24 protein-coding genes are annotated in these 22,790 nt (G+C 54.2%); 5 read left to right on the top strand and 19 right to left on the bottom strand.

The features are described 5' to 3' along the window. Positions 1 to 2: 2 nt before the first annotated feature. The 10 genes from APY94_RS01640 to APY94_RS01595 form a co-directional block, all read right to left on the bottom strand. Complete coding sequence (locus APY94_RS01640) at positions 3 to 1,712, bottom strand: serine/threonine-protein kinase (RefSeq protein WP_245610381.1); 1,710 nt, start codon at positions 1,710 to 1,712, stop codon at positions 3 to 5. 141 nt (positions 1,713 to 1,853) lie between these two features. Next, entirely contained in the window at positions 1,854 to 2,459 is a 606-nt protein-coding gene (locus APY94_RS01635; protein WP_058937981.1) for a hypothetical protein, read from the bottom strand. After that, positions 2,459 to 3,055, bottom strand: coding sequence for a hypothetical protein (locus APY94_RS01630; RefSeq protein WP_058937980.1), 597 nt, complete (start codon positions 3,053 to 3,055; stop codon positions 2,459 to 2,461). Before APY94_RS01630 ends, APY94_RS01635 begins: the two co-directional genes overlap by 1 nt. A 10-nt stretch (positions 3,056 to 3,065) precedes the next feature. Next, complete coding sequence (locus APY94_RS01625) at positions 3,066 to 4,889, bottom strand: hypothetical protein (protein WP_058937979.1); 1,824 nt, start codon at positions 4,887 to 4,889, stop codon at positions 3,066 to 3,068. 9 nt (positions 4,890 to 4,898) lie between these two features. Beyond that, positions 4,899 to 5,417 carry a hypothetical protein gene (locus APY94_RS01620; protein ID WP_058937978.1) on the bottom strand — a complete coding sequence of 173 codons (519 nt, stop codon included), beginning with the start codon at positions 5,415 to 5,417 and terminating at the stop codon, positions 4,899 to 4,901. 142 nt (positions 5,418 to 5,559) lie between these two features. Continuing rightward, entirely contained in the window at positions 5,560 to 6,024 is a 465-nt protein-coding gene (locus tag APY94_RS01615) for a DUF302 domain-containing protein (protein WP_245610373.1), read from the bottom strand. A 204-nt stretch (positions 6,025 to 6,228) separates the two neighbouring features. Beyond that, positions 6,229 to 6,852, bottom strand: a complete 624-nt coding sequence (locus tag APY94_RS01610; protein WP_157065432.1) for a hypothetical protein — start codon at positions 6,850 to 6,852, stop codon at positions 6,229 to 6,231. Between the two features lie 196 nt (positions 6,853 to 7,048). Next, positions 7,049 to 7,948 carry a DUF4855 domain-containing protein gene (locus tag APY94_RS01605; protein WP_157065431.1) on the bottom strand — a complete coding sequence of 300 codons (900 nt, stop codon included), beginning with the start codon at positions 7,946 to 7,948 and terminating at the stop codon, positions 7,049 to 7,051. A gap of 127 nt (positions 7,949 to 8,075) precedes the next feature. Beyond that, complete coding sequence (locus APY94_RS01600) at positions 8,076 to 10,163, bottom strand: heavy metal translocating P-type ATPase (protein WP_058937974.1); 2,088 nt, start codon at positions 10,161 to 10,163, stop codon at positions 8,076 to 8,078. Then, positions 10,164 to 10,520 (bottom strand): ArsR/SmtB family transcription factor, encoded by a 357-nt coding sequence (locus tag APY94_RS01595; protein ID WP_058937973.1) that lies wholly within the window; start codon positions 10,518 to 10,520, stop codon positions 10,164 to 10,166. Between the two features lie 243 nt (positions 10,521 to 10,763). Between APY94_RS01595 and APY94_RS01590 the strand changes: the two genes are divergently transcribed. The 4 genes from APY94_RS01590 (at position 10,764) to APY94_RS01575 (ending at position 14,643) form a co-directional block, all read left to right on the top strand. Then, entirely contained in the window at positions 10,764 to 11,270 is a 507-nt protein-coding gene (locus APY94_RS01590) for a hypothetical protein (RefSeq protein ID WP_058937972.1), read from the top strand. Between the two features lie 32 nt (positions 11,271 to 11,302). Beyond that, entirely contained in the window at positions 11,303 to 12,979 is a 1,677-nt protein-coding gene (locus APY94_RS01585) for a hypothetical protein (protein ID WP_058937971.1), read from the top strand. An 18-nt stretch (positions 12,980 to 12,997) separates the two neighbouring features. Beyond that, entirely contained in the window at positions 12,998 to 13,930 is a 933-nt protein-coding gene (locus tag APY94_RS01580) for a helix-turn-helix transcriptional regulator (RefSeq protein WP_058937970.1), read from the top strand. Between the two features lie 98 nt (positions 13,931 to 14,028). Next, positions 14,029 to 14,643, top strand: a complete 615-nt coding sequence (locus tag APY94_RS01575) for a GNAT family N-acetyltransferase (RefSeq protein WP_058938013.1) — start codon at positions 14,029 to 14,031, stop codon at positions 14,641 to 14,643. Positions 14,644 to 14,657: 14 nt separating this feature from the next. Here the strand turns inward: APY94_RS01575 and merA are convergent, their stop codons facing one another. The 7 genes from merA to APY94_RS01540 all read right to left on the bottom strand — a co-directional run bounded on the left by merA (position 14,658) and on the right by APY94_RS01540 (position 19,158). Then, positions 14,658 to 16,055 carry a mercury(II) reductase gene (gene merA / locus APY94_RS01570; protein WP_058937969.1) on the bottom strand — a complete coding sequence of 466 codons (1,398 nt, stop codon included), beginning with the start codon at positions 16,053 to 16,055 and terminating at the stop codon, positions 14,658 to 14,660. Between the two features lie 41 nt (positions 16,056 to 16,096). Continuing rightward, complete coding sequence (locus APY94_RS01565) at positions 16,097 to 16,333, bottom strand: YHS domain-containing protein (protein WP_058937968.1); 237 nt, start codon at positions 16,331 to 16,333, stop codon at positions 16,097 to 16,099. Then, entirely contained in the window at positions 16,334 to 16,540 is a 207-nt protein-coding gene (locus APY94_RS01560) for a heavy-metal-associated domain-containing protein (protein ID WP_058937967.1), read from the bottom strand. A gap of 94 nt (positions 16,541 to 16,634) precedes the next feature. Beyond that, positions 16,635 to 17,012: a DUF302 domain-containing protein gene (locus tag APY94_RS01555; protein ID WP_058937966.1), complete on the bottom strand. Its 378-nt coding sequence runs from the start codon at positions 17,010 to 17,012 to the stop codon at positions 16,635 to 16,637. A 4-nt stretch (positions 17,013 to 17,016) separates the two neighbouring features. Next, positions 17,017 to 17,400, bottom strand: a complete 384-nt coding sequence (locus tag APY94_RS01550) for a CoA-binding protein (protein ID WP_058937965.1) — start codon at positions 17,398 to 17,400, stop codon at positions 17,017 to 17,019. A gap of 65 nt (positions 17,401 to 17,465) precedes the next feature. Further along, the gene (locus APY94_RS01545; protein ID WP_058937964.1) at positions 17,466 to 18,323 is read right to left on the bottom strand and encodes an FTR1 family iron permease; all 858 of its coding nucleotides are present in this window, start codon (positions 18,321 to 18,323) and stop codon (positions 17,466 to 17,468) included. A gap of 265 nt (positions 18,324 to 18,588) precedes the next feature. Next, positions 18,589 to 19,158, bottom strand: a complete 570-nt coding sequence (locus APY94_RS01540; RefSeq protein WP_058937963.1) for a peroxiredoxin — start codon at positions 19,156 to 19,158, stop codon at positions 18,589 to 18,591. Positions 19,159 to 19,338: 180 nt separating this feature from the next. On the opposite strand from APY94_RS01540, the gene APY94_RS01535 reads away from it, so the two are divergent. Beyond that, positions 19,339 to 19,644, top strand: a complete 306-nt coding sequence (locus APY94_RS01535) for an NADPH-dependent FMN reductase (protein WP_245610372.1) — start codon at positions 19,339 to 19,341, stop codon at positions 19,642 to 19,644. 121 nt (positions 19,645 to 19,765) lie between these two features. On the opposite strand, the gene APY94_RS01530 is transcribed toward APY94_RS01535, so the two are convergent. Further along, positions 19,766 to 21,604 (bottom strand): hypothetical protein, encoded by a 1,839-nt coding sequence (locus APY94_RS01530; RefSeq protein WP_058937962.1) that lies wholly within the window; start codon positions 21,602 to 21,604, stop codon positions 19,766 to 19,768. 177 nt (positions 21,605 to 21,781) lie between these two features. Next, complete coding sequence (locus APY94_RS01525) at positions 21,782 to 22,696, bottom strand: extracellular catalytic domain type 1 short-chain-length polyhydroxyalkanoate depolymerase (RefSeq protein ID WP_211259687.1); 915 nt, start codon at positions 22,694 to 22,696, stop codon at positions 21,782 to 21,784. Positions 22,697 to 22,790: the final 94 nt, after the last annotated feature.

The following is a 22,790-nucleotide window of genomic DNA, read 5'->3' as shown; positions in this document are numbered from 1 at the left end:
TTTCACACCCCCTTAAATCCAAGTTTTATCCTGTGGACTATTATCTCGGCCTTCTCCACGAGTTCCTCGGGGACTTCCAAGCCGTTCTCAAGGCGTAATTTCAGCTGCTCCCTCAGCTTCATGAGCTCCCTCTTAGTCTCGCCCCTCGCGTAGTGAACCAGATCGTCGGCGTACTTGAGCGCGTTCACGAGGTCGTTGAGCTTCAAATACAGGAGAAACAGCTCGCCGGCGAAGTACGCGCTCCTCGAAAGGTCTCTAACCGAAACGCTCCTGCTGAGTTTTTCGCGGTAGCTGGTGCCGAGGAACTCCGCTATGTCCCTCTGAAGTTCTTCAACGCTCCCGTAGCGCTCCTCCTTTTTCTTCGTGAGGCACTTCATGACTACATGCTCGAGGGGCTTTGCTTCCGGGTTAAGATGGCTCGGAGGAACGGGCTCCTCAAGGGTTATCTTTGACGCCACCTCCACGAAGTCCTCGCCCTCGAAGGGGGGCCTCCCAGTGAGAAGCTCGTAGAGCACCGCTCCAATCTGCCACACGTCGGTTCTCTCATCTGTGCCTCCGAAGCGGGAGCTTATCTGCTCCGGGGCGGCGTAGAGCGGTGTGAAGCTCACTGCTTGGGTTGTTCTGCTCTCCTTGAGGAGCTTGCTCAGCCCCCAGTCGCTCACCTTTGCCCTGCCGTTCTTGAGGAGGATGTTGCTGGGCTTGAGGTCCCTATGAATGACCCCCTTGGAGTGGGCGTACTTTATGCCCTCTGCAACGTCGAAGATGATTCTTGCGGCATTCTCCGGGTTTAGGGGCTTTTCGAGCTTGGCCAGCGAGCTCTCACAGTACTCCATCTCCAGATATGGAACTGGGAAGATGTTGTAGTCGTAGAGTTCGACTATGTTGGGATGGCTGAGGAGGGACCAGTTCCGCACTTCCCGGAGGAACGCTTTGCCTCCCGCCTCAGTCAGGCTCATGGGTATCTTGAGGGCCACGACGCTTCCGTCTTCCCTCTCCGCCCTGTAAACCCTCGCAAAGCCGCCCTCACCTATTAGCTCGACGTTCTTATACCTCGCAAAAAGCTCCTCCAGCGGGGTGCGGGGGCCTTCCGCCGAATTTTGCGGGCTCTCCTGTGCCGGAACGGGGACTGGAAGGGGAGCTTTGGGCTCCACCTTTGGCCTTTCGATTATTTCGGTGCTCACCTTGACTTTGGCGCTCACAATCCCGGAGCGGGCGACAACCTTGGCGCTGACCTTTCCGGGCCTTCTCGGGACCACCCTCACGCTCTGGGAAACGTAATCGCCCGGCCTCACACCCCTGAAGTAGACCCTCGTGGAGCTCAGGTCGAAGTGCCTTGAGAGATCGCTGAGGTCTATCTCAACGTTTATCGTCCCCCGGAGCAGGTTCCTGAAGCCTACGTTAAGGGGTATCTCCTCCCCGGCGTGAACCTTCGGCGGAAGCTCGACTATCACGGACTTCCGGAGGAGCTCCTTCATGTCCTCCCGTGGGGCAGGTGGAGCCGGCGGGGCGGGTTTTGGATAGCGGTACTTGTACCTTTTACTGGACTTCGAAACGTCTTTGAGCAGGTGCTTTATCAGGTGTCCAATCCACATGGCTACCACGATGAAAATTATAAACCCCGCGGCCCTCCCGAAGATGACGGAGATTAGCACTATAACTATGAAGAGCTTGACTATCCCTTCCAGGATGTCGTCATCGAACATATGGCCCATGTGCACGTCAATCCCTCCGTTCTCCCATGGCCACCATTCCTGGCAAACATTTAACCCTTTTTGGTGTCGTTTTGAAAATCTGCGGGGGGTTATCTTTCATTTAGGACAAAGATTTAAGGAAGGTTCGCGACAAAGTGGAAGTCACTCAGTGACAACTTCCTCTGTCTCCTCCTTCTCCCCCGCCACTTTCTCGGCGGCCTTCTCCGGCTCCAGCTCGCCCTCCTTCACTGCCTCTATCGTCTTCATTATCTCAGCGAGCTCCTCGTCCTCTTCGAACTCAACGCCCGTACCTAAAGCCTGGTCGGTGTACTGGAGCATTGTGTTCAGGTTCTCGTTGAGGTTCTGGGCATCAAGCCTCATGCTCACGAGGTTCTTCTCCAGCTCCTCGGGGGACATCTTTCTCAGGAGCTCCCACGTGGGCGTGCCCCTGAGGATGGCCTCGTTCTCCTTGATTATCAGCAGGTTGCTGACGAGCATGAGCTGTTTGTTGAGCTGGGCGTGGGTGTTCTGGAGGCTCTTCTTGCGCTGGTTGAGGGTTTTTATCTTCGTCGCTATCGTGAGTTCCTCGCTCTTGCTTCTGGCGTTCTTGGCCCTCTCGAAGAAGAGGGCTATTTCCCTGTCTATCTCAGCTATCTCGTTCTCAATCTTCCCTATCTGCATGTCGAGCTTAACCTGGTTCTCCCTGAGCTTGTCAATCGGTATGTCGAGCGGGTTCTTCTTCCCAAAAAACCTTGAAAGGAGGCCCATCACAGCTCCTCCTCCGCATCCTTCTCAATCTTGGGCGAGGCTATCTCGGAGGATACCTCCTCAACGTCTGCCTCCCCTGTCTCGACCTTGGCCCAGGCCTCCATGAGTTCCCTCTCGGTCTGATCTTCCGTCGCCTCAAACTCTGCCACGTCCATCTCAAAGACCCTGTTGAGACCCTCAACCATCTCATCGAACTCCTTGCCGTCGAGGCTCACCTTGACGAGCACGCTCTCAAGCTGCTCCGGCTCGACCTTGGAGAGCTTGTCCCAGAGGCCTATCTTCCTCAGCTCCTTCTCGTACTTTTTGACCACTATCAGGTTCTTGACGAAGGTGTACTGCTTCTGGGCGGTGGTGAAGTCCCTCAGCTTGAGCTTCTGCTCCATGTCGAGGCTCTTGATCTCTTGAGCCAGCATCTTCTTCTTGAGGACGTCCGCCCCGATGCCCTCCTGGAAGAGCCCCTTCTTTTTCTTCTCGATGCGCTCGATTTCCTTCTTCGCCCTCTCAAGCCTGTTCCTCAGACGTATTTCCTCCTCCTGAAGCTCCCTGAGGGAGAGCTTTTCAATCGGGTTCTTCCTAAACCTGTCGAGTATCCCCATCACAATCACCTCACTTCCTTATCAGCACGAGCCCAAACCCGTCTATGTATTTCACCACATGGCCTTCCCGGCCGATTTCATAGAAGGCCCTCCTAACGTGCTCCTCGTCCCCGCATTCGAGGCACTCGCTGAGGGGGAGGTAGTCCCTGCCCTCAAGCTTTCTCCTCACACAATCCCTCACCTTGGCGTAGACCTCCTCGTCCAGCTCAAGGCTCACCAGTGGAGCGAGCGCCCTGGCGTAGGCGTCGTTCGGGTTGTGGACCACCTCTCCCGTCTCGGTGTCGAGGAGTATGAGCGAGACGTTCTCAGAGTAGAAGTTCCTGTGGAAGTCCTCGGAGGAGACGTACCTCCTGATGCGCTCCTCAAAGCCGAGGGGTGAGGCCACCACGAGCACAATCCTTTCCTCGCTGGGAGATTCTCTCGCTCCAACGAGATGCACGTTCAGCTCCGCCAGGGTCAGCGGGTCCGTATCCATGCCCAGCTCCGCGAGCCTCTCCACACGGGTGAGGTACATCGCCTTTATGAGGAGCCTCTCCTTTCTTCCGAGGAGCTTCTTCTCCTTCAGGCGAATCTCCATGTATCTGTTCTCCGGCAGGTTCCAGAGGGCCGTCTCGTCGAGCTTTCCCCTGAAGCTCAAAACATCGCTCCCCTTCTTCTCCTCAGCACTCTCGACGGAGTACCTCTTTCCAAGGAGGGCTATCTCCCCACTAAACTTGCTCTTCACCCTGCCGATGAAGTTGAGCTCCTGAATCCTCGCTTCTTCCCTCACAACGAGCCTGCTGCCCTTCTCCACCTTGCCCGAGATGGCGAGCACTTCCTCTATCTTCCTCCTAAGTTCCTCGTCCCTCTGTGAGACCTCGATTTCCCTCCTCCTGAGTTCCATCTCCTTCTGCCTGAGCTCAAGCTCCTTTCTCCGTATCCTTTCTTCGAGAAGCTTCGCCTCGCGCAGAGCCTCTTCCCTTGCCCTCGAAAGCTCTTCCTCCAGTTTTTTCCTCAGCTCCTCGTCCTTGAGTTCGAGCAACCTTTTAGTCAGCTCCTCCTTCTCACGCTCAAACTTTCTGATCAGCTCCTCCTTCTCCCTGCGGAGCCTCTCTATCTCGGCCAGGTTCGATGTGGAGAGCTCCTCCTCAAGCTTTCTGCGCTCCTCTTCGAAGAACTCGACCATCTCGGCCATTCTCTTCTTCAGCTCTCTAACCCGGGTCTCGTAGGTCTCCCTCACGGCCTCGACTTCCTCGGCCTTTTCCCTCTCCCACTCCTCCATGAGCGTTCGGAACCAGCCGTATTTGCCCGCCTCGTTTATTGCCGCATCAATCTTCTCGCGGTATCTTCTCCAGGTTCTCTTGAGGTGGTACCTGAGGGAGAGCTTTATCTCCGGGTCTTCGAGCTGCTCCTCTATCCACCTGTCCATGCCGAGGTAGTAGGTTTTGAGCAGCTGGAGAACCTCCTCATCCCTGCGGTAGAGCTTTCCGAGGATGTCCTCCTTCGTTGTTATTTCGAAAACATTGTACTTCAGTATCTCGTCTATCAGCCCTATTTCGTGCTCCGAAAAGCGCTCGCTCGCTGGGGAGAACTCCTCCCCCTTCCTCCAGAAGCTCCACGCGAGAACCGCCAGGGCCGCCTCGAATTTCGCCCGGAAGGCTGTATCAACGTCGTCCAGGAAATCGCCGCATTCTCCCTCCAGATAGCGTGAATACGAGTCAAGAACCCGCTCCCAGAGCTCCTTTCTCGTATCAAAGCTCTCCACCCGGATATCTCGCCCCTGCCTGATGACTCTCTCCGCAGGCCTTAGGAGCTTTCTCACGCAGTCGGGATTTCCTTCGTTGAAGACCACCATGGTATCACCTCACAGGAGCAGGGAAAGCTCCCTTCTGAGTTTTTTCGCCATATCCTCCACCGCGCTGCCATATCCTTCGATGGAAATGTTAACGGCTGTTCCGTTATCTTCCTCTTCAACGGACACCGTCATCTCCAGCCTGCCTTTCTTCGTGTAGGCCCTGTATCTTGATACGCTACCCTCGCCGGAAACGTAATATGCGCCGAACTTGGAGAGGACGTACCTGAGGAGCTTGGCCACGATTGCCGGCTCTTCGCTGCTCGTGTGGCGTATTTCAACTACTTTGGGACTCACCTTTGAGCCGATGTCCTCCGGTTCGACTCTGTACACCCTAACTTTGCCCTCCGTCGGCGGGTCGAGCTTCGAGAGGAGTTCCTCCATGAGCTTGGACACATCGGGGGCCTCAACCATAAAGGAGATGCCCTTGAGCTTGGATACCCTGGCGCGGTTCGACCACTTGTCAATTAGGTATTCAACGCGCTTTCGCTCTGCATCGCTGTCATAAACCACCACGAACAGATGCGTCACGGTATTCACCTCTGCACTTCCCTTTGAATAGTATTGGTCATTGGGAGCATATAAAGTTTTCGGCATTTTGGAGAAAAACATGATATGGTCAATTTTCCATTTTGTAAAGTGTGAAAGAATAGGAGAAAACCCACGAAGAAAATCAAACCCTATCAACTACACCCTTCAGTATCTCCTCAACCTTCCCGGCAACTTCAAGGAGCTCGCCGTTCCCTGTAACGCCCATGGCCACCGTCGGGGGCAGTAAACTCACGTAGGTCTTTCCCTCCTTGACATAGACCATCAGGTTGCACGGTAGGAAGGCGCCGCTGTTGAGATCTATGCCTATCAGCTCGCTTGAGTAGTTCGGATTGCACGCCCCGAGGATTACGTAGGGCTCCATGTCGAGGTCAAGCTTCTCCTTAAAGAGCCTATCAACTCTTATCTCGCTGAGCACTCCGAAGCCTTCCTTCTTCAGCTCTTCCTTGACCTTCTCAACGGTCTCGTCAAAGCCGGTCTCGACCTCCCGGACGTAGGCGTACTCCCTCTTGGACTCCTCCGCTTCTTCCATCCCGTGCATTCCGTGGCCTTTCATGCCCTTGCCGTGACCTTTGCAGTTTCCTTTCATCTGTCCTTCACAAAGTGAAAAATTATGGATCAAAAATTTTCACAATTAAGGCGATTCCTTGAGTCCTGTATAAGCCCCCTTCATAAAAGGGGCAATACCCATTGAAGAGGTAACCATCACACTCGTGGCAGACCTGCTATTTACGAAAAGGGCAACTACTGCCGTGACAGGAGCAGGTCTTTAGGGCGGTGCGGAGAAAGGTGTTCACTTCTTTACCTTCCAGTAATCAAGTACTAGTATCAGAGCGACTCCCGCGAGAGCTAGGAGTTTCGCGCTGTTTTTGGAGTTCTGGCCGGTGGCCTTTCGGCAGGGGGGCAGTTCATTTCTCAGACCCTCTGTAAAGTTCAACCTCCGAAGGGAGCCCCCATCGTAGTAGAGCACAGTAACGTTTCCCCAGTCAAGGGGGACGAAGGGATTTTGGGGCCGGATGTAGATGAGGGCCTCTTCTCCCAGGAAGACTGCGCGCAGGGTTGTGTTGCTCGGAAGATGGAGAGCCACGCTGTCTGGGACTTTAATTATGTAGGACACTCTGCCGTTCGAGACGTGGAGTGTTGACCCGTTGAACTCAACCGGGTACGAGGGCGAGGTTATGGAAACGTTGCCGCAGGGACACAGCTCATTTCGGATGTCCTCCGGAATCATAACGTCGCCTATAAGGCAAGGTCCCCGCGGGTCTATGGCCCTTCCGTCGCTCAAATACCAAAACCCCCTGTAGAATGTATAGAAGAGCTCCTCCGCCCCGGTGGTGTTGCCGAGATAGTAAAGCCGCCCATCCCTGAAGTAGAAGTAGTACTCCCCAATCATGCTCGGGGTGGGTACCCCCTGCATTCCCTGGCCCAGCGCGTCCCAAGAGAGGGTTATTATCGCGTCGTCTTTTCCGACTTTAATAAATGGAGCGAAACTGCAGTATTCGGTGGGGCCGAGAACAGGATGTGGACCGCAGAGTGATCCGGTAGCCGAGATAGCAGGTAGAAACGAAAGTGACAATAGAAAAAGAAAAAGCCCTAACTTCCACATACTAAATTTATACATACGGGACCCCCAAATTGCTGATACAATATGAATCAACTTGTCTAACAACGTCAAAGGTCACCCCAAAGTAGTACGCCCTTTGTGGATATTTCCTTCCGATATTGTTAATCTGAGCTTGTACATAATCACTTGCTAACTTTGTACAGTTAATTGAGTCACTGCAAGTTTTACAGTTCCCCCCTCCACCTATAACACATTCATCAGCTTCCATTTCCATAAATACATTCCAGCAGTTGTATTTAAGCTTTAGCCCTTCAAGATTAAGTGTCCATCCATTTATGTTATTTATCCGGCCCATATAATAATTTGGCTGTGCAAAAACATAGTCAAAATATTCACAGGCTCCAGGATAATTCGGAGAGTAGTACCAAGGAAAGATATTTGTTCCTTCAATATTCATTGTTGGCACACTTGGAATCCAGATAAATTCAAATCCCGCGCTGTGTATCTTTTGTGACATTGCTTTGATTAATTCATAAGAAATCCCCACTCCCTTCTCAATCTGATCCTGTTTGAACATCCAAGCATTCTCAAGGCTCCAATAAAACCCCCTTAAATTGGGATCCGATGATCCGGCGAATACATTAATCCATCTTTCCCAGTAGGACCCCTCAAAACTTCCGGTTATGTTGCCACGAGGAGTTTTTGCAGGTGTAAAGAATGGTATTGTGACGTAGTATGGCATGTTCATGTAGTCACTCAAATATTCAGAAAGGTTATATGCGTCAGTCTCCGCATCTCCAGTATATTGGATGTGAGCCGGCTGTCCGAGTATCACAGCATAGTCAAAACCTAGTCCTTTAAACTCCCTTAGGCTTCCATTCATTCTCGATTCGTAGTTCGAGCCATTCCATCTGATCCACCATAGTCCAAAGTTCGCCATGGAGATCACCAACACATGTTATCTATCAAAATATAAAAATCTTTTGAACGGAAAGATGGTTATAAGCTCAATGATGACCAGTTGAAATAATAAGGTAAAAGAGACTTACTCAATCTTAAACAGAATTAAGATAAACTCACCTCAGGATCCTCATCGCGTTGAAGACAGCTATGAGGGCCACTCCAACGTCCGCGAACACTGCTTCCCACATTGTCGCCTCTCCAAGGATTCCAAGGCTTACGAAGGTCAGCTTAACGGCGAGCGCAAGGATTATGTTCTGCCAGACTATCCTCTGCGTCCTCCTTGCTATCCTGATGCCCCTCGGCAGCTTCGAGGGCTTGTCGTCCATTATGACCACATCCGCCGTCTCTATTGCCGCATCGCTTCCGAGGGCGCCCATGGCCACGCCAACGTCTGCCCTGGCCAGAACGGGGGCGTCGTTTATCCCATCCCCAACGAAGACGACCTTGCCGTTGCCCTTCTCCTTCTCAAGCTCCTCTATGACCCTCACCTTGTCCTCTGGAAGGAGTTCCGCGTAGAAGCCGTCGAGGCCGATCTGCTTTGCTATCTCCGCCGCAACCTCCCTGTTGTCACCGGTAACCATGACGACCTTTCTGACGCCGAGGCGCTTGAGCTCCTTCACGGCTGTGGGTGAGTCCTCCTTTATTTCGTCCGAGATTATGATGTAGCCCGCGTACTTTCCGTTGATGACGACGTGAGCTACGGTTCCCTTCACGCGGCAGGTGTCGTGTTCAATGTTGAACCTGTGGAGGAGTCTGTCGTTTCCTACCATAACCTCCACGCCGTCTATCCTCGCCCTCACTCCGTGGCCGGCTATCTCCTCGTACTCCTTGATTTCGGCCTCGTTGATCTCCTTCCCGTAGGCGTCCTTGATGGCCTTCGCTATCGGGTGGTTCGAGTGGGCCTCGGCCAGTGCCGCGAATTTGATGATTTCTTCCTCGCTGAAGCCGTTCCGCGTTTCCACCTTCGTGACCTTGAAGACGCCCTTGGTGAGGGTTCCAGTCTTGTCGAAGGCCACTATACTGGCATCTTTGAGAGCGTCCAGGTAGTTGGAGCCCTTGACTAGTATCCCCTCCTTCGCTGCCCTGCCTATACCTCCGAAGTAGCCGAGCGGGATGGAGAGGACGAGGGCACAGGGGCACGAGATGACGAGTATCACAAGCGCCCTGTATATCCATGGGGTGAACGGGTCTCCCGTCACGAGCGGCGGCACGAGGGCTATCAGGGCCGCTATTCCCACCACAGCGGGGGTGTAGTAGTGGGCGAAGCGCGTTATGAACTTCTCCGTCTTTGCCTTCCTGGCGCTGGCGTTCTCGACGAGCTCAAGGATTCTTGAGATTGTGGATTCGCTCAGCTCCTTGGTGACTTTCACCTTTAGGAGGCCGCTGAGGTTGACCATGCCGGAGAGGATCTCCTCGCCTTCCTTCACAGTCCTCGGTACGCTCTCACCTGTTAAGGCGGAGGTGTCAACGCTTGAAGTGCCCTCGATGACGACGCCGTCGACGGGAACCTTCTCGCCCGGCTTGACGAGGATTACGTCCCCCACCTTAAGCTCCTCCGGCTTGACCTGGACGACCTCGCCGTTCCTGAGCAGGTTGGCGTACTCCGCTTTGAGTGCGAGTAGAGCCTTAATTGAGCGTCTTGACTTTCCAACTGCAAGATCCTGGAAGAACTCGCCAACGACGTAGAACAGCATGACCGCTACTCCTTCCGGATATTCCCTGATTATGAAAGCACCTACGGTCGCCACGGCTATGAGGAAGTTCTCGTCGAAGACGTTGCCGCGGATGGAGTTGACTACAGCACTCCTCAGCACTTTCCAGCCGGAGATGACGTAGCTCGCCAGGAAAATCCCGAACACGAGGGCGTTGTCCATGTCGTAGTAGTAGCGCATTACAATGCCAACGGCAAAGAGGATTAGGGAAGTCCCTATCATGTACACTGTCTTCCCGTACTCCTCTTCCTCTCCGTGCTCATGCTCGTGTCCATGTCTATGCCCATGTTCATCCGCTTCTATAACTTCAACGTCGGGCTCGACCTTTTTGATTACCTCTTTAGCCTTCTCAACATCACCTTCGATCACAGCTTCCTTGGTGGCGAAGTTGACTACCGCGAACTCGAAACCCTCCTTCTTCAGGGCCTCCTCTATCTCGTAGGCACAGCTCGCGCAGTCGAGGCCTTCAAGCTTGAGCTTCTTTGGCATTCACTTCACCTCCGAGAGGTGCTCCATGGCCGTCCTCAGGATATCCCTGATGTGCTCATCATCGAGGCGGTAGAAGACGTTCTTGCCGTCCTTGCGGTAGGCGACTATCTTCCTGTCCTTGAGGATGCGGAGCTGGTGGGAGATTGCCGAGACCGAGAGTTTGGTTATCGCCGAGAGGTCGCAGGTGCAGAGCTCCCCTGCCTCCATGAGTGCCAGCAGGATTTTGAGCCTCGTCGGGTTGCCGAGGGCGTCAAAAAAATCCGCTGCCTCCAATACGGTCTCCTCCTCCGGAATTTTTGATTGGGCTTCGAGCACCTTATCGAGGTGCTCCTCGTAAATCCTACAGACCTCTGTCATCTTTCATCACCTTCACATTTGAGCATTTGTGCAAATGTTTATAAACATTACGCCCCGGAGAAAATAGCGAGCACGTCAAAGGCACGGCCTTCATGAAAAGGATGCACACCCACTGTTTCCATCCCCGGAGGGATGACGCGGGGTTTCAAAGTAAATGGGACGCGGGGAAACCCTGCGAAACCCATACCTCCCGGCGGTTCCCTAAAATAGTGGGCAGGATGTACCTTAGTTGGTGATGTTAGCATGCAGAAGAAGCCGAGTAAAGGGATTAAGTTTAGGGCGGATATATTGGACGGAGACAGCTATGGCAGCAGAAGTGGCACCAGCGTGGCAAGTTCACAGAGGCCGCGGCAGGGGGGCACCCCCGGGAGCGTCTCATCGGAGATGAAGGCGTGTGAGATGCTGAACTTCCTTGAAGGCCTTGCAGAATGGATCAGGTACAGGGTCAGCATGAGAGACATTACTCCAAACGTCCAAGACATGCTCCTTGATTCAGAGAACCTCCTGAGAAGTATTCGGGCAGCCTGTGAGATAAGCCACTACGAGGCGGCTGTGAACATGGCGGTGAGTGCACTGTCCCTCTATGATGAGATATGGAGAATCCTGCGAGGGGAGGATCCCCTTTCAATCAAGGATAAACCCCAGAGAGCGGCGTATGCTGCCAACCCGGTAAAATCCACCAGCGAATATTTCACAGAAACCGAGTGGAACCTTTTGGAACCTATGGGGTTCGCCGGTTCCCTAAAATAAGCCACGACTCAGGGTCAGGTTGGTGATGCGACATGTGGGATGTAGTAAGAAAAACCAAGAAGTTGATTGCAGGGATTTTGCTCGCCCTGCTCCTGGCAGGGGGGCAGGCCCTCGCCAGCAACGTTGCCGGAGCAGGCAGCACTACCACCAGCGGTACAGCGATGGCGGGGAACGCGACCTTCAACGCCACCCTCCAGGACAGGGCTTACTACATGCTGACCCTCCTTGAGGGGGTGGCCAACTACACCACTGAACTAATGGACAACCTGAACGCCATTGACAATAAGACGATGAACCTCTACGCCGAGGCCGAGAACCTCAGGCAGAGTTCCTGGGCGGCCTATGACATGGGCAACTACAGCGCGGCCATGACCATAGCCATGAACGCCATGGAGGTATACGAGCTCGTTGTTGAGAGGATAGTACCCGCAGGCAGTGCAGGCAGACCCGGGATGGGTCCTGGCATGGGAGGCATGATGAATGGGCAGGAGGCGCTCTACTGGGCGAAGATCGAGCTTCAGAGGGCCAGGGAGTACCTCGCCTACGTCTCAAGGATAATAGACGAGGCCTCAAAGCTCGGCATTGACACCTCAGAGATATCGGCGCTCTACAGCCAGACCGTCGAGGCGTACAACAGGGTAGAAGCCGACATCGAAAACGGCGACGTTTCAAGCCTCGGGGACGACATGAGAAGGGCCGAGAGCCTCAGGATGCAGCTCGAGATGGCCGTTGAGGGGCTCGTCAGGGAAATACTAACCGCCAGCGCCGGCGACATAGCCGAGACCTTCACGAAGAAGCTTGAGGCCGAGCTTAACAGAACCTCAGAGCTGATGGCCCTCATGGAGAGTGTGATAGGGAACACCAGTGACACCAAGGCGCCTATGATGCTAAGAATGCTCGAGATGAGAAGAACGGACCTCCAGAACATGCTCGGGATGGTTCAGAGGCTCATTGACTCTGGCAGGTACGAAATGGCCCTGCGCATGGTGAAGGAGATAAACCTCGAGCTGGAGGAGACGATAATGGAGATAGGGCAAACGGCAATGGAGTTCCGCAACGGCTACATGATGGACTACTGCGGCCAGTACGCCAACACAACAGCCCAGCCCATGAACCCGGACTACCAGAAGTACTGCAACCAGAGCTGGTGGGGACAGTGGGAGAGAGAAATGGACGATATGATGGGAACCGGCTGGTGGAACGAGGAGGAGAGCCACATGGGCGCAAGAATGGGCATGAGCCAGAACGGAAGCTGGAACAGCATGGGAATGGGCAGCATGGGAGGATGGAACGGTCCATGGTGGAGCGACGAGGAGAGAATGAACCAGGGAACCTCTGGCAACGGAAGCATGGGAGGAAGCTGGATGAACCCGGAGGACAACTATGGGTGGAACGGTGCCCACGACGACTGGAGCGAGAGCTGGATGGGAACCAACAACTGGACAATGAACCAGATTAACGGCACTACCGGCGGGAACATCATGGAGGACGAGGATGACAACCACATGGAGAACGACCAGGAAGGCAACATGGGAAGCGGTATGAACAACAACTCCGACAATGACCAGGACAATCACATGGAGGACTCCAACGACGACTCAAACGACAACTGGAGCAACGACCAGGGTAACAACGATTCAAACGATAACTCAAGCGGGTGCGGAAACTGCAGTGGTGGCGGCAACTGGGGCAACTGGTGGGGCGGTTAAACACGGAGGTGAGTCCAAGTGAGCAGAAAAATCTTCGCCGCTTTCCTTTTCCTTTCATTGTTCCTTCCGCTCTCCGCGGCGCAGTACACGGTGGAATCCACTGAACTGGTCGTTTACCCCGATGGGTACGTCAAGGTGGTGGAGGTTGTAAGGCCTGCCGAATACACAGTCGCGGTTACCATTCCCCCGCTGGACGAGTCCCCCCAGGGCGTTATGGTGGTGGACGAGACCGGCTCTCTCATCCCCTACGAGATAGCAAACTCAACCCTAACGGCTTACTTCGAGAACGCGAGCCTGATTAAAATCACGTACTACACCCCGGCCCTCACCTCCAAGGAGGGCTCGGTATGGAGGATTAAATTCACCTCCGAGACCCCCGTGAGGTTTCACCTTCCCGATAATGCGGTAGTTGTAAAACTGAACACCGTCCCCCTGAGGGTTGAGAAAAACCACATAGTGATGCCCGCGGGGAACGTGAGCATATCGTATGTTATGGAAAAGCCAGCCGGCGCAGACCCGCCTTACACTGGAGATCTCCCCGGTGCTGGCGCTGCGAGTGGAAACGCAGGGTCATCCGGCACATCGGCATCCGGTGGGAGCGGAAACAGCTGGCCTCTCTATCTGCTACCCGCCCTCGGGATCGCGTCCGCTGGAGTGGGATATTCGGTCATGGCAAAGAGGAGACGCAGGTCTGGGGAAGGAGATATCGCCCTTCCTCTGACGAGAGAGGAGTACCCGAAAAAGCTGGAGGAGAGTGACCTCAACAGCGACGAGATAAGGGTGCTCCTCTACATCTACGACAGGGGAGGCAGGACGACCCAGGCAGAGGTGAAGAAGATGCTGAACATCCCCAAGACGACCGCCTGGAGGATGTTCAAGCGTCTCGAAGAGAGGGGACTCGTAAGGGTCTACAAGAAGAGGCGCGAGAACTGGGTGGAGCTTGTGTTTTGACTCCACCCTTGTAGGAGCTGGGACATTTCTTATTTTTTATTGGTGTGTCCGGTTATGGCCCCTCAATCTTAATATACCTCTTCGCTCCACTACATACCATGCCGGGAGTCACTATCAACCTCGCAGGGGGAACCGAGGAAGAAGCGGAACATTTTGCCGAACTCATGCGTCTCTCAGCTCCGGAGTACTTCCCGAGCCTTCTGGGAGAGAAGTTCAAGGAGTTCTTCGAGATCGCATTTATTGAAAAGGGCAACCTCTTCAGCCACGAGCACGTGGTCTTCGCAAGGTACGGAGAAAAGGTAGCCGGGATGCTCCTCAGCTATTCCTGGAAATCCAAGCACAACGAGGAGGGAAAAACCGGCTGGCTCATGATGAAGGTTCTCGGCTTCGACTTCCTCAAGCGGCTTCCAGCTTTCATAAGCGCCAGATCTGGAAGCGGAAAGCTCGATGAGAACGACTACTACATCAGCAACATAGCGGTTTATCCCGAGTTCAGGGGAAAGAAGATAGGGAAAGCCCTCATGCTCAGGGCCGAGGGGCTGGCGAGGGAGAGCGGGGCGGAGAGAATAACCCTGGACGTTGAGATGGACAACGAGATAGCTATAGCGGTTTACAAAAAGCTCGGCTACACCATCGAGAGGGAGCACGAGGTGGAGCTTGAGGGGAAAAGGTACGGGTTCTACCGGATGGTTAAACCCTTGAAAGGTTCCTAAAAGAAAGGCTGTCCTCACATCGCACAGCACGGCATCTTTGATACGTCTCCCTTGAAGGAGAGTGCGGCAAGCTTTATCGCCTCGCTCATCGTCGGGAAGACGTGGAGGGTCTCTATCACCTCATCCAAGGCCATGTTGTTCCTCACTATCATCGTCGCCTCGTGGATGATCTCCGCCGCGTTGTGCGCCAAGATGTGAACCCCGAGGATCCTCTCGGTTTCGTCGTCCACCACCATCTTCATTAATCCACGCTCCTCCCCGAGGATCCTTGCCTTCGGGACGCTCGAGAACTCAACGGTGTTGCAGAGGCACCTTCTTGCCTTCGAGGCCTCCCTGTCGGTCAGCCCAACGCTCGCCAGCTGGGGGTCGGTGAAGACGACCTTCGGGACAACCGAGTAGTCCATCCCGATTCCCCTCCCCTCAAGGGCGTTGGTGGTAGCGATGAACCCCTCCCTTGCGGTCACCGTCTCAAGCATGGGCTCCCCGACCACGTCACCCGCGGCGTAAACGTTCTCCCCAGCTTTCATTGTTCTGTCCACGACTATGAAGCCCCTCTCGTCGGTCTTCACGCCGAGGTTTTCAAGGCCAAGGTTTTCCGTGTTCGGGACCCTGCCCGTGGCGAAGAACAGATATTCAGCCTCGAAGGTTCTCTTCCTCCCACCAACGGTCGCCTCAACCAGAACCCCATTCTCTCCGCGTTTCAGCCCCTCAGGGAGAGCCTCCGTGTGTATCTCCACCTCTTCGCTCAAAATGTCCTCAAGCTCTATCGCAAGCTCCGGCTCGGCGTCAGGCATTATCCTCAGGCTCCTCTGAAGGAGCACGACCCTGCTCCCGGCCCTCGCGAATATCTGGGCGAACTCAAGGGCCTGTGTTCTTCCGCCGATGACCACGACGGAATCGGGGGGATCTTTGAGGCTCAGGGCCTCGACGTGGGTGAGAACTCTGTCCCTAACCTCCTCCAGCCCCTTCAGCGGGAGAACCCTCGCCCGCGAGCCGGTAGCTATGAGGGCCTTTTTGAACCCTATTCTGGCCCCGTTTACTTCCACCGTATTTTCCGAGACGAACCTGGCGGAGCCCTCCACGTAGTCAACGTGTTCGAGGCTTTGAAGAACGTCTTCGTACTTCTCCTTTCTCAGGGTTTCCACGAGCTTATCCTTTCCCTCCACCAGCTTGGCGAAGTCGAACTCATCCATAGAAAAGCCAAGCCCGAGGTAGGGGCTGAAGAGGGCCCTTCTCTTGAGCTCGAGGGCCGTTAAGAGGTACTTCGTCGGGACGCAGCCGACGTTGACGCACGTTCCTCCTATCGGCCCCCTGTTGGCCATGAGGGTCTTCACTCCAAGCTCGTTAGCTTTTAGAGCCGCGGCGAATCCGGCGGCACCGCCGCCGACGATGAGAAAATCGTAGTTTTTCATGCTAAGCATCTCCAGACACAAAGGAAAAATAATGGCTGGCCTCAGTGGTGGCAGCCGCCCCGGCGGTGCCTCATGCCGTGCCCGTGGCGGGAGTGGGTGTGTCCTCCATGGGAGTGGTGGGAGTGTCCCATACTCTCCATTCCGATGTATTTCTCCGGGTTCGCCTCGAACTCCGCCTTGCACCCAGGGGAGCAGAAGTAGCAGACCTTCCCGCCGTACTCGACCTTGAGCCCGGTGTTCTCGTCAACCTCCATTCCGCAGACGGGGTCAATCGGCATTCAGGCCACCTCCACTTCGTAGCCGTACCTTTCAATGGCCTTGATTATCTCCTCCAGGCGGACCTTTCCGGGGTTGAACTCGACCACGGCCGTTTTGGTCTCGAGGTCGGCCCTCCCCTCAGCTCCAACGCTCTTTATGGCCTTCTCTATCCTCATGACGCAGTGCTTGCAGCTCATATTCGGTATCTTCAACACGACTTCGGTCATTTCCATCACCAATAGGAGCTAAGAGGGAAAGCTTATGGGGCTTATCCTTACCAGAATGAAAACTAAAAACCGGAGACATAAACAAAAGTGAAAATCAGAGAGAGTCAATGATCCCCTTCACTTGCTCCTCCATAGGCTTCATCAGCTCGACGACCCTCTCGCCGGCTATCCTCCAGGCCACGCTGGGCAGTGTAACCCCCAGGTAGTTACCGTTCTCGGTGCGGTAGCCAAAGCCGGTGCATGGAAGTAGGGCGCCTATGTTGGGGGCTATCTTGACCAGCTCCTCGACAAGCTCGCTGTGGCAGATGAACAGCAGGTGGTAGTCCGCTATTATGCCGTCCTCCGTTTCGGTTATGGCGACGGGAATGCGCTCCCCTATGAGGAGGAAACCGGCCTCCTCCAGCCTCTTTTTGAAGCGTTCCCAGAGGAAGTCCAGGTCCTCATCAAAGCGTCTGACATAGTAGAACTCCATCCAATCACCCCCAGCTCGTCCACGTTGTCTCAGCTATTATGCACTTCCCAAAGCCGTACTCAACGCCTTTCTCATCGAGGAGCCTCGCTATCTCGTCGCTCTCGGCACCGGGCTGGAACCAGAGCCTTTTGAAGCCCGCTTCAACGGCTTCTTTTGCTATGCCCAGCCCCACCGCAGGCGGGACGACAAAAACTATGACGTCCACATCGCCGGGAAGTTCCCGGACACTGCGGTAGCACCTCAGGCCTTCGATCTCCTCATGCTTCGGGTTCACTGGGAGGACCTCGTACCCTTTACCGACGAGGTCTCTCAGAATTATGTTGCCGTACTTTGAGGGGTTTGGGCTCGCGCCAACGAGCGCTATTTTCATGAAATCCCTAACGTTCATTTTTCACACCCAAGAGTGAAATCAATTTCACCCTTTTTATTCATTGCGGGTCAAAAATGAGTAAATCAGACCGCACTCTTCGCGGCCTTTTTCTCCCGGTTCAGTACCGACCCCTTGCCGTAGGCCCTGAGCACGAGGTAGAGGGCCGTTATGAGGTATCCAAACTGCACCAGCACTCTGCCCCACTCCATGCTCACGGAGTATCCGAAGAGCACCGCGAAGACCGAGCCGATGGCTCCCTTGTGGTGCCAGACGCTCTCGCTCGGAATCCCGAGGTCGTAGGCGGTGCTAGCGAGAAAGCCCAGTGAGTAGCCCTCCTCTTCAGCCCACTCGATGAGCTCGTGCGTTCCGTAACCTGCAAGGCCTGCCGCTACGAACACGAGCAGTATCGAGCTGAAGTAAAAGAACTTCCGCAGGTCTATGCGCATTCCAACACCATATATCAGGTAGGCCAGCACGAGCGCCCCTGCCAACCCGGCGATGAGGCCGAGAAGCGTCCCGCCCAGGTTCTGGGTCATGAAGGGCGTGAGGAAGAGAACCGTCTCAAGGCCCTCCCTGAAGATTACGACGAAAGTAAATCCTATCAACGCCAGGGGGCCTATCGACCTGCTCACCTTGCTCTCTATCTCCGCCCTGATGTCCTTGCCTTTGGTAGCCATCCAGTATATCATGCTCGTGAGGACTATCACGGCCAGGTACGAGGCTATGCCCTCGAAGAGCTCGGTCTCCTCAAGACCGCCGTAAAACTTCAGCACTCCTATTCCAAGGAGGACGCTGACGCCAACCGACAGAGCGGTGCCTATCCATACGTCCTTTATCTGGTTCGCCCGGTTGGTTCTTCTCAGATATGCGATTATTATCGCCACTATTATGGCCGCCTCAAGGGCCTCTCTGAAGGTTATGAGGAAAGCGCCAACGCTCATGGGTTCACCTCCAATTTTTAGGTCAATCTAAAATTCCTAGGATGGCTTATGAGTCTTATTTTTGCCAAATCGAAATTTCGTAAAATGGACGGAAAACATCCCCTATCCTCAACGGAATATGCCACGTGTCAAACCGAGAGGGTTCGAAGGGAACACTACTTGATGCGGAAACCAACCGAACTTCTCAAATCTGTGAAAAGGAACAAAAACTTGACTCCATTCTGGCAAAAAGACGGGATAAAAATTTACAGAATGGAAAGGTTCATCATATCTTCCCGACCAGCTCAAGGCTGACTTCGAGGGCCTCCTTACCCGGCTCCCAGCTCGCCGGACAGACCATTCCAGGGTGCTCGCGTACGTACTTTGAAGCCCTGAGCCTCCTGAGGATCTCTTTAGCGCTTCTGCCTATGCTGAGGTCGTGCATCTCCATGTGGACGACCTTCCCGTCGGGGTCGATTATGAAGGTTGCCCTCCAGGAGACGCCTTCGTCCTCGATGTAGGTTCCAAAGAGTCTGCTGACCTTGCCGGCGGGATCGGCGAGCATCGGGTACTTTATCTTCTTTATTCCCGGGGAAGCGTCGTGCCAGGCCTTGTGAACGTAGGCAGTGTCCGTTGAGACGCTTATTACCTCGGCGCCCTCCTTCTTGAACTCCTCGTAGTAGTCGGCCAGCTCCTCAAGCTCCGTCGGGCAGACGAAGGTGAAGTCCGCCGGGTAGAAAGCTAAAACAACCCACTTGCCCTTATAGTCAGAAAACTTCAGCTTTCCGATGTCGTCCTTCTCCGGGAAGTATGCATCGGCCTCAAAATCTGGGACAACTTCTCCAACCTTTACCATTTCGATATCACCGTCAAGTATTAGGACTTCCTAATTTAAAAAGGTTCGCCTAACAAAATGGGAAGTTTCGAACTTTAACTGTTTTCGATTTGAAGGGCAAATTTAAATAATCGGGGGACGAACCTTTCCCGGTGATGGTGTGAAGGTCAAGATAGTTCTCGGAACGGCAATCTTCTCATAGTGGCTCCGGAATACAACGGAAGCTATCCCGGCGAGCTTAAGATTCTGCTTGATACTATCTTCGACGAGTACGAGGCCCTTCCGGTGGGAATAGTGACCGTCTCCGTGGTAACCGGCGGAGTCAGGCTCCTCCAGGAGCTAAGGCTGGCCACGGTGAACTACCGCATGCTCCCCGTTGGGCAGGTGCTCTTCTACAACGTGGACGAGCTGTTTGAAAACGGTGAACTCAAGGACGAGAAGTATGCCGAAAGGGTCGAGCGGCTCTTTAAGACATTGCAGAAGTACGCAAAGGCACTAAACCGATAAGGGACGAGGTGAGGGAGAAGCTGAAGGAGAAGGAGGAGCACCTGCAGTCATGATAAATGCATTTGCTACTGTAGAAAAGATAATGAAAAAAGGAAATGGACGACCATTTCCCTTCACATTTTCATCGTTCGCCCGTCTGCTCCGAGTTTGAGAGCTTCCTTTCCCGGGTTCCGCTTGGGGGAAGCGAGACTACGCCAACCCGGCCGTCCTCGATGAAGGCAGTCGCCCTGATTCCGACGGTTCCATCGGTGTTGAGAACCTTGAAGGCGATTACCTTGATTTCTTTGCCGGTCTGGGGATTCCTGCCCGCGTAAACTTCGAGGAAGACCCTGTCGAGGTAGTCCGCTGCAAGTCTCCCAGTGCTTGGGGCCATGGATGCAAACCTCGGCTCGACCTCCCCAAGCTCCGCCTCCTTAACCCCCGGATCGCCAATTATCACGGTGGTCCTGCCCTTCGCGTCGGTTATGGCGTAAATCATGACATCTGGACTAACGTTTTTAGCCTTCTCCACCGGGAGGGGGATGAAGGGCCCGTTTCCGAAGGTGATGTTGACGACCCTCGCGTCCGGGAGCTCGCCGAAGGGCTTCTCGCCGAACTTGTCCATGAATATCCCGTCGAGGAGAGGACTGATTGTGCACGAGCACAGCTCACTTGGGGTCTGCATCGAGGCCTTCAGAGAAGGCCCGGTTACGGCGCTCTGGAAGGCGTCGAGGGCCCTCTTCGCATCTTTTGTCTCAAAGTGAGTGCTCCCAACTGCCATATTCAGGTTGACGAGCTGTTCAGCCAGCTGTTTGAGGTCCGCCTTCATTGAAATCGCCGTGATCGTGTACTGGCCGGGCATAATGTAGAGATCCTCCATCGGGGTGGGGTCGTAGGGCCCGGTGTCGCTGTCGGTCGGCTCAAAGACAAATGGTGCTATCTGGGCGTTCAAATTGCATATCGCCCGGTCAAGGTCAAGGGGTTCGTCCTGGACGTCCAGTAGCTCAAGATAGTGGTTGTCGTGGGGCAGTGGCCTGTAGCAGAACTCGCCGTCTATTATTCCAAGGAGCGTCGTGTTGATCGGCGGAACTGTGTAAACTCCGCTTTCATCTGGAGCTATCTGCATAACTGTCTCGCCCGTGTTGGGATCCACTACCTTCAAAACTCCAAAGTCCCCGGCCGGGGCCTTTATCTCCATGCCGCTCTTGGCGTAGAGCTTTATTGACGGGTAAATTTGGCCCGCTCCAATCGTCCTTCCGCCCTCGCGGATCGCCCTCAGTGTGCTTCCGGTTCCGATGTGGTATATCTCAAGGCCCTCCATCCGGTAGCCCCTAACCGCCATCATCTTCTCCACCATTTCCTCGCGGCCCAGCTTTGATATCTCGCCGTTTGAAATGTAGATGAACTCGCCGCGCATGCTGTAGAAGTCCGTTATCAGCTCTCCGTTGCTGGCGTTCTCCCAGTAGGCGGTCTCGACGGCACCGACTCCCACAAGGGATTTCATGTTAAGGGCCTCGTAGTACTTTAACTCCGCTAGGTTCTGGAGGATGTAGACCCTCTTCTCAACGTCGCTCTCGTTGGCGGCCATCTCCGAGAGAACCTCAGCGGACTTATCCCATCTTTCGATCTCGGGGCTTTCCAGCTCGAGGCCGAGCTTTTTGAGCTTCTCCTTTGCACCGGCTATTTCCCTGTCGTAGAGCTCAATCAACCCTTTGAGCTTCTCCTCATCGGCCTCCCAGCTGGACTGGGGGTTCGTCTCCGTTGGGATGCTTGTGGAGGTCTCTTTGGGCGTTGTGCTTGTTGCGGTTTCCTTTGGTGTTGTCGTAGTGGTTGTGGGGTTGGTGGTCGTTGTCGTGGTTGTTTCTTTCGGAGCTGTGCCCGTTCCGGTTGTGTTTCCCTGGTCTATACACCCCGAAATGAACGCACCTAGCATTACAACACTTAAAAGCAGGGCAAAGCCTGCAAGTTTTTTCACTTTCATAGTTATCACGCCTTTAGCCACGAAACGGGAAAAAATGAGAAGAACTCGTCGAGTGACCTATAGGGGTAGTTAGTCGAACGTGTTATTAACCCTTATTCCTTCCAAAATGAAAAGGATCAGAGCAAAACGCCTGCACTTTACAACCCCAAGACGTGAGTGTGGATGTTCAAAGAAGGTTCATGCACCATGCAGATGCCTCCTGAAAAACTCCCAGACCACACGGTTGGCGTCGATGTCCCTGCTCGTCTTCCCTACGATCTTCTCGGGGAGGTACTGATAACCGCCGGGCCAAGTATGGCCGCCTCCAGCAATACCGTAAAAGACCACCTCAGCCCCTTCCCTGCAGTTGAAATAGTGCTCCTTCCAGACCTCCGTCCCATCTCCGGGCCCCTTGTCGGGAAGATACTCCCCCTCTGAGGTGTTTGTGCATCCGTTCCGCTCCACCCAGTAATCAATGGTTTCATTAATGGAAACGACCCTTCCGAGCTTGACGGGACCGAGGTGTAGCTCTCCGCCGTTCCAGGGCACTAGGGGGTCGTCCGTGCCCAGAATTATCAAAATCGGGACTGGAAGCCCAGAGGGACAGTCTTTGTACAGATTTTCAGACATGGAAACACCGACGACAGCTATGGCCCCCAGTCTCTCCGGTATATCACAGGCCAGCCTGTAAGTCATCAGCCCCCCGTTTGACATTCCCACCACAAAGACGTTCTTGGGATCGACACCGTAGTTCCCAATCAGGTAGTCTATGATGGCCTCAATAAACCCAACATCGTCCACATTCTCCCTGTGGGATCTGTACCATGAGAGGTTCCTCCCGTCGTTCCAGTGTTTCCCTATGGCATCTGGATATACTACGATAAAGCCGTTCTCGTTGGCAAGCCTGTTAAGTCCGCTCTCCGTGAGTTTCTCCATGTCAAAGCCGTCTCCCCCTCCCCCGTGGAGTGCAATAACAAGTGGGAGAGACCCGTTGGCCGGACCGCTGGGCGGCAGGTGCAGAATGAATGTTCTTTCAATCCCGTCTACAACTATCGATTCCCTGACATCCCCGGGGTAAAGTCGGTTCTTTTTAATAAGCGCACCAGAAATCATCAATAAAATGATTATCAGAAGCGTCGAAGCCACAAGAAGTGATCGCAGGTAGCTCTTTTTCATATCCGTCCCCATTGTAAATTAAGTGGAGAAA

Origin of the sequence: Thermococcus celericrescens (genome assembly GCF_001484195.1) — an archaeon.
In the GTDB taxonomy this organism is placed as follows: domain Archaea; phylum Methanobacteriota_B; class Thermococci; order Thermococcales; family Thermococcaceae; genus Thermococcus; species Thermococcus celericrescens.
Note: the sequence above shows the minus strand (reverse complement) of the source record. Positions and strands in the feature narration are given on the sequence as shown.